Source organism: Sporosarcina sp. (assembly GCF_029257255.1).
Lineage (GTDB): Bacteria > Bacillota > Bacilli > Bacillales_A > Planococcaceae > Sporosarcina.
On the sequence record NZ_JARICI010000050.1, the window covers coordinates 59719 to 72453 of the forward strand.

Below are 12735 nucleotides of genomic sequence, written 5' to 3' on the forward strand. Positions count from 1 at the left end.
TTCATTTCCCTTCCTGTTTTTCTTTATATAGTAGATACTCATTATCTAAGTCAGTTCATTTTCTTCCATGCCTTCTTTTGAAGTTTCAGAAGATAATCTTGCACTTCACGAATTCCAAATACAAAATACGTTGCGCTTAATGTAACTGAAAAAATTGCCACTCCAGTGAGAAATGTCAGCCACTTGTAATCAAACACTAAGTACTTGCTTGAAAAGAATAGGACTATCGTGATAATGATCATCGGAGGAATAGCCCTAAAAAACTGAATTTCCTTTGTAAATATTCCCATCTTTAAATTGTACTTGTAATTTGCATAAATAACCAGCATGACAAAATTCAGAACTGCACTTATTAGTGTCCCCCAGGCTATCGCTTCTGCACCTAAATTATCTACCAAAAGCATGATAACAGCAATATTGACACCAAACACATTAAACAAACTGAAAACAACCGGTGCTATCGAATCCCCTTTGGCATAGTAAAAACGCGTAATGTAAGTATTAGCTGCCAAGAAATACATAGAGAGAACGAAAATCGCTAAAACCGGCGATGTAATAGCAGTTGATTTATCATCAAAGTTTCCATATTGGAATATGACTTGGACGAGATTCGTTGAATAAAAATACGAAAAAATCGTCACAGGTACCAGCAATAGTAAGAGATAATGCAGTCCCTTAGAATATAGACTTTTAATTGAAGCTTGATCATGTGATGCTTCTTTCATACTCAATATCGGATAAATAACTGTCGTAACTGCAGTAATCAGAATCGCCTGAGGGAACTGCATTAATTTTGACGCGTAGTTAACTGAAGCAATAGCTCCTTCCGACAACATGCCCGCAAAGAATCTTTGCAGCAGTGCATACAACTGAATAGTTGCACCGCCAAGCATAATGGGCATAACCATAATCCATAGCTGTTTAGAAGAAAGACTTCTCTCAAATGTAATTCCGACAGGGAATGCTTTTAATCTGCGGTAACCGATGATTAAGAAATACACCATCAGGACCGCACTCGCCAATGCACTGATTCCATATGCGATCGGTCCTACTATGTAAGACATCGCAACTGCAATTACCAGAAAGATAACATTATAAATCAATATGGCAAAGCTTGAGAGATGAAACTTCTCATGTACATTTAGCAATCCACTGTACCAGGAAGACAACACAAGGAAAATGGAAGACGGCATCATCCAATAATAAAGGTGTTTTGTAAGATTTATATCACCATCACTCATTCCTGATGTGATTTTCTCCTTATTAAAGAGCTCCATAATAGGATTTGTAAGCAACAGCATAACAATAGTCATTAGAAATACTGTTGTCAGTACTATTGTAAAAGACTGCTTTACAAAAAGCGCCTGGTTGGTTGTTTCTCTGTTATAAATGGAGATTACTGCGGTAGTAAAAGCACCTCCCATAACTAGATACAAAAAGTTTGGAATCATATACGCAGTAAAAATACTGTCAGCTATATAGCTGCTCCCGTACTGAAATCCAATAATCATTTCACGAAAGAAACCGAACAACCGGGCGACTACGTTAATAATCGCTACAGCCCCGACAATTTTGATGAATTTATTCATAGGCCGATCCCACCTTTAATGGCCGTTTTCCAATCTTACAGGCATTTCCAATAGAAAATAGTGCTAGTTTATGCAGATCTTTCTTAAGCAGAAGAACGCTTCTAGACTGAGTAAATATAATGCATTGATCTTTCATTGGCGTTTCACAGCCTTTTTAATCAACTTTTGTCCTACAATAGCTTCTCGATGGATATATTTAGCTATTTGTTTCGTTTCCGCTATAGTTTCCTGCCAATTACATTTCACTTTTTCCACTACACGTGATAAAGAATGTTCATCGTTTGCCAAATCATTAATATTTACACACCGGTCTGAAGCACCTACAAATGACATGAAATCTTTAACTTTCGTGTGATAGGAAACAGCAATAATAGGCGTTTCTGAATTAGTGGCTAAAATTAAAGAATGCAGCCGGGTGCCTATGATTAAATCAAGTCCTCCTGTAACTTCCATGATGCGTTCAGGCACAAGATTCTCTTCTATAATTGTCACACGTTCCTTATGCACCATTTGTTTCCTTATATCTTTCGTAACGGTTACATCCTGGGGGAACTTCGTGGCAAAAAATGTAATATTAGCACCCTGGTCAGTTATCACCTTGTCAAGATTCCGAGCCATACTCGCTGTATACACTTCATATTTTTCAATATCACCTTCTGGCCAGTAATTCGCATTGTAGTAAGGTACGGCAGACACCCCAATATTTGTTGGTCGGTCTGGATAGGTTTGCCGTTGTGTTTTCAGTGTAAATGCAGGATCACCAATAACTTCAATATCTTTTTTCACACCGATTTTTTGTAGCAGCTTTTTAGATTCCGGATCTCTTACGGAAACGTTTTGTGCATAGCGTGTCATGATATTGATGCTGATTCTTCCTGTAATTGTATTTACCGGACCCGCACCGCACCCGTAAACTATATACGGCACATTACTCTGCTTAGCCATTAAAGCATATGTTAAAAATAAATGGGCTTCCCTTTTATAAAAGTCCATCAATATGCCTCCACCGCCAATAATCAGAAGATCAAACTTTGTAACGTACTTCTTATTGTTTTTATATGTAGAAATGAACGTCTTATACAGATTGCTTTTTTTATAATATAAAGGGTAGCTGTGCACTCCATAACGCTCAGATGTTTGTTGTGTATTATTACTGAAGACCGTAATATTCTCATTCGTTACTGAAAACTCCTGTTTCACTTGCTGAAGAATACCGCTCAATATGGACTCATCGCCATTATTGTCGTTGCCATAGTTCCCCACAATCCCAATTCGCATTAAACTACATCCTTTTAATTTTAATACTGAAATTATACCATAATAAATTATTCTCTGGTCGTTTAAACAGAACTCTGTCTGTTCAATCTTTTAAGTAATCTTATTGTCTGCCCTGCAGCTTGTCATATATCTCAATACAGCTTTTGGTAATAAAAAAGAAGAGAAGGCAAAAGCGGCCCTCTCTCCCTTTCTATCAAAGGTTTATCGCGCGATATAAGAATACACTGAAATGCACCCGTGAAATTGGAATAGAAGGTTTATATATGCCGCCTTCATAACCTGTAGTTACATTATTGGCTGCTAAAGCCTGTACATAATCATATGACCAGTCATCTTTAGGTACATCTATGAAGTTTTTGGAACTGACACCTTCCAGATTATAAGCAATCGCAATAACCTTTGCCATTTGTTTCCGTGTCAATGTTCCGCCAGGATCAAAGGTTGTTTTGTCTTTTCCACTCATAATTCCCGTACGAACCATCGCGGCAATTTCCTTGTAATAAGGATTTGAAGCAGGTACATCCTCGAATTGAAGCAAGTCCCCACCCGACAGATCCAATTTCAGAGCCCGGGCAATAATAACAGCCGCATGTGACCTTGTCAACGAGTTGTCAGGCTTGAATGTGTCGTCTAAATAACCCGTGATAACTTGCTGCTTAGTCAACGATTCAACTTCATTATAGTAGTGATAGTCTGCTGGTATATCTTTAAATAAAGAATGATTTTTCACTATTATACTCGCAGAAACGGTCTTAGCACCAAGCTTAGCAGTTACTTTACCTGAAGCTCCTGCTTTCTTCGCCGTAAACTTTCCGTCTTTTGTTACAGTGCCTATATTTCCCTCGACGGACCATGTCAGCTGTGAAGAATCATACACTACCGGTTTTCCTGCTCCGTCTTTTGCATCTATGGATAATGCAATAGTCTCTCCAGCACTTAATTCTTTAGCTGCTGGAATAATGGCAAGACGTTCAGGAGCATCAACGATATTTACCGGGAATGATTGAACAGCTTTCCCATCGTAGTTAATATAAATTCTGTCTTCTCCGGGAGTTGTTGTCTTAAATCTTAATCCACTAGTATTTAATGTACCGTTTTGAGATGAGAGGTTAACCCTGGAAGCGTTGATCGGTAGCGGATTATTATTTTCATCCCATATATATTGTATTTTCACTCCGGAAGAAGCTCCGGCAAGCAATGTTGCGTAATTAGTATCACTTGTATGCTTAATATGCTTAGGTGAACCCAGAGGAGCTGTGCTGACCGCCTGCAAAATATTAGAAACAAGACGCTGGTAATTTCCTGCGTTGGACGGTTTATTAGCAAGCCCTATATTATAACTGCCAAGTGTTCTTATCGCCATAGTTGTAGAGCCGCCTCCGTCTAAGTTAATGGCACGGTCCACTCCTAATTTCACCAGATAGTTTGCCAGCTGGGACATATTCATCCCCTTGCTGTGTCTTTGACGGCCGTCAACTGTAATAAAATGGACAACAGAGCCGTCCTTATTAGTGGCCACCACAGTGCGTGGCGCAATTTCTTTCACCCTGGAGCTGTTTGCACTCATCATGATATAGGGTTTTCCGTCCCTCACCAGATATGGCCCGCTGGCAAGTATAAATTCAGCATCGTTCCACTGATCATTAATCGCGAACTGCGTGCTAATTTCATCGCCTACAGCGATGTGGGACAACTTTTCATGCCACTCTCCGCCTTGCAGTGAGATAACAAATCCTGTTGGTGGAATCGGAGTGTTTCCAATAGAACCATAACCTGTAACCTTTGTAACGCGCCCTGATAAAGTCTGATCAAATGTATTTTGGGTAATCGGCTTCCCTGTATCTACAACAATCTCAAATCCATATTCATTGGTTTTTGTAGTTTTACTATGAAACTGGGGAGTATAGATGACTGCATTATCTTTTTCTCGAGAATGATTCAAACCTGTCATTTCATATTTTTTCCCTTTATAAGAGAGAGTAACATCAAATTGATAGTAGTCAATCAATCCCTTGCCGTCACGCGTCATTCCAAAGGCTGTTGGAACGTTCATATATTGATCCGCTCCCACTGATATAGCGCCGCCGTTTAATATGACATTATCTTTAGCAAGTAAAAACAATGGATAGCCTTCCGACATATTGAAGAATCCTGCATTAATTGCACCAATCACACGATTACCTTCTATGGAATTTCGCATGGCCATTGCAGTAGTTGACTCCTTGCCGTTTTTAACAGCCGGCAGACCGACCTGCACTTTAGTTGTAGGATCATTGGCATCAATTGTCAAATGGTTAATTGTATTGACTCCCGTATCTGTATTTTTATACTGTTTGTATTGAACTCCAGTTGATAACGGGGTTTCCTTTTGCACAGTTTGAGCTGCTGACGAACTTACGGGACTATGTGTTAAAAGCAATGTGAATGTGGCAAGTATTGAAAATCCTTTAATTAATTTATTCATATTTATACTCTCTTAAGAGCAATTACACCTCTCCTTCTGTTTCTTCTAACATTAACAAAACAATGAAGGAATTACTATGAAACTATGGAGGTGTTTTACTTGCATAGTTTTATTCGTTCCTATTTAATAGTTCGTTCGTTGGGTCCTTATATTTATTCTATATATATTGTAGAATAGTAGTAGAATTTCAGTTTAAGGGGGAATAAATTTGAAGAAATTAAATATTGCCGTTTTAATCCTTTTTATTTCGGCATTATTCGGCAATGCGCTCACTACTTCAGCAAGTGACATTTCTGGACACGGACATGAAACTGGCTTGCGGTATCTGATCGCTAAAGGTGCTTTAGATAGTGACTCCAAAGGAAACTATAATCCTAATAAAATAGTAACACGCGGAGAATTTTCTGCATATGTGTCAAGGGTGCTCAAACTGCCCCAGGAAGGAATTATCTTATTTTCCGATGTCCCTTCAAGCTATAAATATGCTGACGATATTCAACGTGCAGCTGCTGCAGGAATAATCACTGGTTACATAGATGATCGTACGTTCAAACCCAATAACCCGATTACCAGACAGCATATGGCGATTATTCTGGATCGTGTTATGGATTACCTGGAGTTAAAAAAACCGGGCGGCTCATTTGAATTTACTGACAGCCACTTGATTTCCGAACCCTATAGAGAAGCAGTCGTAAACGGCGCAGTTCTTGGAATTATACAAGGGAATAACGGTAATTTCATGCCGCAGAAAAATGCGACAATTGCTCAATCTTCCACTTTCATTCACAGACTAATGAAAGTGTCAGGTGACCCTGATGCTCATATTCAATTATATACAGTTAAAGAAATTTCGAATGGCGCGTTATCAGGCAACCTGACGTTTTATTCTTATAAAGATGCAGAGAAGGCGGTTACTAAAACTTCACAGGTAATTACGCTTGGAGACAACATCGTAAAAATGTCATCGGGCTATGCAGTAACGAATAAATACGTTGCGTTAGCTTCCCAAACTATAAATGATCAGATTTCAGTTGCAGCGAACACTGAAATGGAGTATTTGAGCAGCGAAGAAAATAAGGTAAAAGTCCGCCTTGCCGGACATATCGGTTACCTTAATCAAAAGGATCTGGATCTGATTCCATTTTCCATGAGCGAAGGCCGTTCCTATTATACGAATGAAAACGGTGAGATCAAGCATGTCTTATTCGATCATGTAAAAGGTAAATACACCGCAAGTTATGTTTATGGAAAAGCTCCGGCGTTCATGAAGCCGGGTGCTCAATATTACAGCTGGAACGGTATCAATTTTAATTCAGCCAGCGGTGCTTCTGCGGGAGAAGCTTTCAACTACTATCAGTTCCTGCCCGCAAGAACTAAATCTACTTACAGTGCAGAAGAAATTGACCGGTATATTATAAAAAGACTGACGGAATTAGAGAAATCCGGCAGCATAGTATATGCAAAAGCATCTGAAAAGAGTAAATTGATAGGTCTTGGGACTACCTTGAAAGCTATCGAGGAAAAATATAATATTAATGCAATGCTCATTCTGTCACTAGCCCAGCATGAAAGTGCATACGGAATGAGCGTACAGGCACAGACATTGAATAACTTATTCGGACTTTACGTCTATGACACAAATCCACTGAACAAAAATTTTGCATCAGTTGCTGACAATATTAATGAATTGATCACCAAGTTTTTGGAACCTAATTATATTTCTCCGAAAGGTCCATATGCCCACGGTGCAGCTGTTGGTTCAAAGCAGCTTGGTTTCAATGTGAAATATGCGTCAGATCCATTCTGGGGTGCTAAAATAGCTGGACACTATTACCGTGCTGAAAAAGATATGGGACAGAAAGATGCCAAAGCAAATTATATGATAGGACTGACATCAACAACCGGTCTCAACGTACGGACCGTTGCAGGTACAGTTAATAATAATCCACTGTTTTCTTATAAACGTCAGGGAGTTCCTGTACTAATTAACAAACCAACTGTAAATGGCTGGTATGAAATCACTTCTGACCTGCCGTACAAAAATCCGGTATACGTTAGTAAAGATTATGTCCGGGTAATCCAAACTGTGAAATAACCATAAAAAAGCTGTTATTCGATTTGAATAACAGCTTTTTATTATATTCTTATACAATTTCAGTCTTTCTTATGGATGACGCCAGAATAACAAAACCAAGCATCAGTATGAAAATCAGATCAAGCAGCCCGGTATGCATCGATATGGTGAATAGTGTAATGACAAAAGCATAAGTGACTGTATGAAAACTTTTAATCCCCTGCTGCTTTACTTTATTGTAAATCAGTGAAACTAATACACCATACAGCAAGAATCCAACAGCTACCAGTAAATATCCGCCATCTAAAAACAGCTGACCTATAAACGTGGGTGTAGTTGTTCTGGTTGGACGCGTAATATACTTTCCTTCTTCGGTACTTAATGAATTAACTACTTCCGTTACACGCATACGTGGAGAAACTTGCTCTCCGGGTAAAACAGTATTAAATACACCCTTCTGTATCTCACCATTTAAATACCCTTCAGTTTGCGTATACTCCATAATTTTACTCAATACTATGTGTCCGGTAACACTTTCTCCGTTAATAGACCGAAGCCATTTAGGCGTCAAATTAACTTTTTGTTCTACAGTTAATAATTTAACTTTCTCATCTTCTGTCATATCAGTTATAGGCTGATCCCTGTTATTAAATTCCTGTGTTGTGTCTTCTGAAATCACTCGTAAAAACCCAAACATTGAAAACAGAACACCTATTATAAATAGTGCTGTCAGGAACCAAGTTAGTTTCACACGTTTAACAACATAGTGAAAAATGATAATCCCCGTAAATAACATGATAATTAATGGTGTTCGATAACCCATTAATAAGAAAAGAAACATTATTACAGCAAAAATCAAACCGTAAACCATTGCTTTTTTCCATGTCATCTTTTTTTCCAGAAGCATTCTATACGATAATATCAACAGCATTCCGAACCAGAGCAACTGACTGAAGAAATTCAATTTCGGATCCAAGTTTCGGCGTGCAGATTCATCAGTAATTCCCACATCTCCGCCAAATATCATCAGCATATACGATACAAGGCCCAGTACAGTCAGGACAACTGTAAAGTGCATCAGATATTTACTGAAAAATGAAAGACCGAACGTTGGAAGTGTCCATCCTAGTTTGTCGATGACGTAGACACCCAGATAGTAGCAGACCAAAGCCAGAATGACGACCGGCCAAATTGAGACACGCACATTAAATAGCTCAAACCGGTGAAAGTCGAATAAACTTGTGAAAAAGTAAAGCACCAAAATAAATGGTAAAAAGAAATACGGTGAAAATGTGTCAATCCTATTCGCCTGTTTAATAATATTTTTAACATTATCCATTTTATCAAATGCATCAGAATGTGATGCAATTAACCTCCTCTATGTACGCTAAGCAAAACGTCTTTTCAAAATTTAATTCCACACTTAAAACAAGAGTAATTATAGCACACAAACGGTTTTCAGAACTAGTTGTTTTACTGCCCAATCTGGGTCCCCTACTTTTATATCTAATAATTATCAAATAAGTAGTAGGTTACCATGACGATCGTATGATATATTAAAATCATATCAGAAAAGGTAGGGATTTAATAATGAGGAAAGTTTTATACTGTCTCCTGTCAGCTGTCATCATCTATATAGTCATTTCTCCAATCGCATCTGAAGTACAGGCATCTTCTCCAAAGATTGCTGTACTGTTCTCTAAAACAAGCGAAGATTATGCGAATGCTGTGCATCCAGGTGGAACTTACAAAGGTCAGCAGGTTTCGCCCAAGGTAGACTACAGTTCAACTCTCGACAAAGAGCTTAAAGCATTTCATATGTACAAGCAACAAGGTTTTGATGTTACGAAAATCTATGAAAAAGATTTGAATAACCTCCAAACTCTAAGTAAGTATGACGCTATTGTTTTTGCACATACAGTTATGACCAATCATCAGCAGCGGGAAAATATTAAACTGTATATCCGCAGCGGCGGCGGAGCTATTTTTGCATTCCAAATGGCGCGTAACGAAGCTGCACATTATCCACAGCCAAACAAAATGGATTTGTCACCATTAATCTATCATGTAGAATCATGGGTAATGGAATGGGATAATTTGACAGAAGTCTTCCAATCCAGATTTATCGATGATGTCGTGTTGAGAAGACCAACTATAAGCAATATGTCTTCTACGCATCCAATCATTCGCAATACAACTAAAGAGCTTGGTAAATCTACTATTAATATCACTAAATCTTATGATGACTGGGTGGAAATCATTAAACCATGGAAAAGCGGAAATGCTGTTCCGATACTCCACTTTACAAATTTTAGTTTAACGGATAAACCAACTCTAATGAATTCTCAAAAGTTCGGTGCTGCTCATGCTATAAATTACGGTAAAGGCCGAATTGTTCAGACTGGCTTTAAGATTATGGATCACATCCAGGTTTCTGCTGATGCTAATTGGGAAGACCACACAAAAGGTCTATCATTTGACGGTACAGGCGGTGATAAAGATGCGTCTGTCTTTATGAAACATTCATTAAATTGGGTTTCTGAAAAACATCATGATGATATGAAGCGTCAATACAATGTTTCATTGAGTTCATCGAACGTAAGTAGTTATCTTGCTCCATCAAAGCAATTCGTATTTTATTCAACAGTTACTGTAAAAAACAACGGCAATGTACCTGCACGCGGTACATTAAAATTAGAAATTTTAAATTCTAACGGAAATGTTATTGGAAAAGGACACGAACGTTATTTACCCGGCTTAGCAGCTGATACAACAACTGATAATGCTGACCGAAAAGACATCAGCACACATGCTGAGAAATACCAGGTCTTCCTTCCGGGCAATCTGCCTGCCGGAACTTACACAATCCGTACAGCGTTTGTAGAAGGACGTGCAGACAGAAAAAATTCAGATGAAAAATTCACTACAGCTTCCGAAGTAAAAACGTTAATCCGCTCTAATGGTGCAAATCGGGCCACGATCGGAAGTGTTCCATTTTTCTTTGACGTTACTAAATCGGGCGGTGGCTATTTTGACATCCAAAACCTTCACGCAATAGGAATTGTCAAAGGCTATCAGGGTATATTTAATCCGACGGGAACGTTAACGCGTATTCAAGCAACTGAAATGATTTTACGTTCTCTCGATATCATTCCTTCTGCCTCTGCAACTATCCAGGCCAGTGATATTAAAAAAGGTGACTATGGATATGCCGTTCTCGCAACCGGTGCCCGCCACGGTATCATCTCTTTGCAAAACGGACGAATTAATGCACACCTGCCGATTAACCGTGCAGACATGGCACGTGCACTTGTAAACGGATTTAAACTTCAGGGTTTTTCTAAGAATGAGTTTAAAGATATATCTGCTAGTCACCCTTATTACAAAGATATTCAGGCATTGTATATGATGGGTATCACTACGGGTTATGAAGATCAAACATTCCGTCCCAATGGTTCTGTGTCCAGAAAAAACTTTTCACAATTCCTCAATCGGGCACTACAGGCAAATTCTAAATAAAATTCCACTATAAATTATATACCGGAAAGCAGGCTAAGTGATCATCTTTTCACTTTCCCTGCTTTTTTACAGTTTCTTTTATTTCGCTGTTTAGAATATACCAATTTCATGTATAATGAGATAGAATTTATCAGCATTAACTCAGGAGGTATTTATGAATAAAAAATTAGCGTTGCTATTTGCTCTGATAGCATGCATAGGAGTTGCCGTATTTTTCTTATGGGAAAAAAAGCAGGTTGCACCATCACCAGCCATAAAATTCGGAGATGACATACAACTAACAGCCGAACAATACGAGTTGAAAGAAATTAACCAGTCGAAAGTAAGCAAGTTGAACGCAGTAGATACAACCTATACATACGATGTTAACAGTGAAAAGCCTGTAGGAACACTTACTTTGACGGTCCGTAAAGTAGATAACGGAGACAGATTTGTATTTTCACAATTCTATACGTCTTCAGAAGAGGGTGTGTATCTTCCTCTGCAACTCACTTTTGCAGATCAAACTGACTTTGACTTCTTTAAAATTAGTGAGGAACTGGTTCAGGAAGAACATGACCGTGTATTCGGCAAAGACTATACTACAAATGTAAAAGGTATCTATTCATTTAAGGGTAAAAAACCTTATGACTTAATCCTGTCGCAAAACTATATCTCGCACGAATTAGAAGAAACATACAGCGACGGTACATCCAGCGTATTAAGAGAATTAGTAAATGAAGATGATTTTCTCGAAATAAATAAAGATAACGGTAATGTAACCTTTAATATGAAGCTTCGTACGACCGGCCCTGAACAATTCAGTGAAAGCTGGTTTTTACTTAGTGATGATTCCTTATTTCCCGACAAAGAAGAAGCTCAGTATTATAAAAACTATAGTAATCGAAACTTTATTCATTCACCTAAATGGCAGACAGCTTCAGGCATTTACACAAAGTTGCCTTGGTCGGTTGAACCTGGTACAAAACTGGGATATGGTAGAAACTTAGTTTCACAGCAGGGTAAAGTTTTTGCAGGGAGATATCAGGAAACACCTGCACGCTTTTATTACGATATGCTGGTGAATTCCGTCAACTATTTATTTGATTTCAAAGGCGAACTCCCTATTTGGAAAACGGAATATACGAGTACATGGCTGAAACGGGAGTACGGAATTACCGCTCCATACATCGATACCAGACACAATGAAAATATCGCTTTATTTCTGAGCAGTGCCGGGAACATTCTCGCTAATAAGGAAATCGCGGACAGCGATTTATTATATGCGGACTTTTTGAGCTCTCAGAAGGATATCGGCAACACTCTGTCCACTAAAAACGGCTATTATATTCTCGACTATTATTCAGAAAACCAATCAAAAAAAACACATGTATCCTTAAATCATGCACTTGGAGAAATGAATTTCTTAATGGAAAGTTATGAAAAAAATAAGATAGACAGTTATCTTGAGACTGCGCTCCGTATTAAACGGGCTTTAGAAGATACTGGAGAACAGTGGATTAATGACAGTAACGGCGATCTATGGTACCAAATTAATGGAGATTATTCTTTTGAAGGCCAGGATTACGATACACTGACCCTTGAAGACCTGATTAACAGCCTGCAAAATTTTAATACACTGAGAATCAGTTACAGTCAAGAAATCTTCGACGCTTTAATCAAAAGCAAAATTGAATATATTAAAGAGCAGGGCATTCAGTTGCACCAACTTGTATATGATGACCTTTTAACCCTTGGATTCGGTCCCTCTATTCAAGGCTATGAACATGTGTACAACTATTAAACTCCGTTAAACTAGTATTGTAGAACTA

7 protein-coding genes are annotated in these 12735 nt (G+C 38.3%); 3 read left to right on the forward strand and 4 right to left on the reverse strand.

Features of this window, described 5'->3' with window-relative positions:
• Nucleotides 1-50: 50 nt before the first annotated feature.
• The 3 genes from murJ to Q1J64_RS10605 form a co-directional block, all read right to left on the reverse strand.
• Entirely contained in the window at nt 51-1589 is a 1539-nt protein-coding gene (gene murJ, locus Q1J64_RS10595) for a murein biosynthesis integral membrane protein MurJ (protein ID WP_301109031.1), read from the reverse strand.
• Nucleotides 1590-1721: 132 nt separating this feature from the next.
• On the reverse strand, nt 1722-2867 hold the full coding sequence (locus Q1J64_RS10600; protein ID WP_301109032.1) for a polysaccharide pyruvyl transferase family protein: 1146 nt from the start codon (nt 2865-2867) through the stop codon (nt 1722-1724).
• A gap of 193 nt (nt 2868-3060) precedes the next feature.
• On the reverse strand, nt 3061-5331 hold the full coding sequence (locus Q1J64_RS10605) for a phosphodiester glycosidase family protein (RefSeq protein ID WP_301109033.1): 2271 nt from the start codon (nt 5329-5331) through the stop codon (nt 3061-3063).
• Between the two features lie 208 nt (nt 5332-5539).
• On the opposite strand from Q1J64_RS10605, the gene Q1J64_RS10610 reads away from it, so the two are divergent.
• Nucleotides 5540-7426, forward strand: coding sequence for an S-layer homology domain-containing protein (locus Q1J64_RS10610; protein ID WP_301109034.1), 1887 nt, complete (start codon nt 5540-5542; stop codon nt 7424-7426).
• 49 nt (nt 7427-7475) lie between these two features.
• Here Q1J64_RS10610 and Q1J64_RS10615 read toward each other — a convergent pair whose 3' ends face one another.
• The gene (locus Q1J64_RS10615; protein WP_301109035.1) at nt 7476-8744 is read right to left on the reverse strand and encodes an oligosaccharide repeat unit polymerase; all 1269 of its coding nucleotides are present in this window, start codon (nt 8742-8744) and stop codon (nt 7476-7478) included.
• A 251-nt stretch (nt 8745-8995) separates the two neighbouring features.
• Between Q1J64_RS10615 and Q1J64_RS10620 the strand changes: the two genes are divergently transcribed.
• Nucleotides 8996-10924: an S-layer homology domain-containing protein gene (locus Q1J64_RS10620; protein WP_301109036.1), complete on the forward strand. Its 1929-nt coding sequence runs from the start codon at nt 8996-8998 to the stop codon at nt 10922-10924.
• Nucleotides 10925-11078: 154 nt separating this feature from the next.
• Complete coding sequence (locus Q1J64_RS10625; RefSeq protein ID WP_301109037.1) at nt 11079-12707, forward strand: hypothetical protein; 1629 nt, start codon at nt 11079-11081, stop codon at nt 12705-12707.
• Nucleotides 12708-12735: the final 28 nt, after the last annotated feature.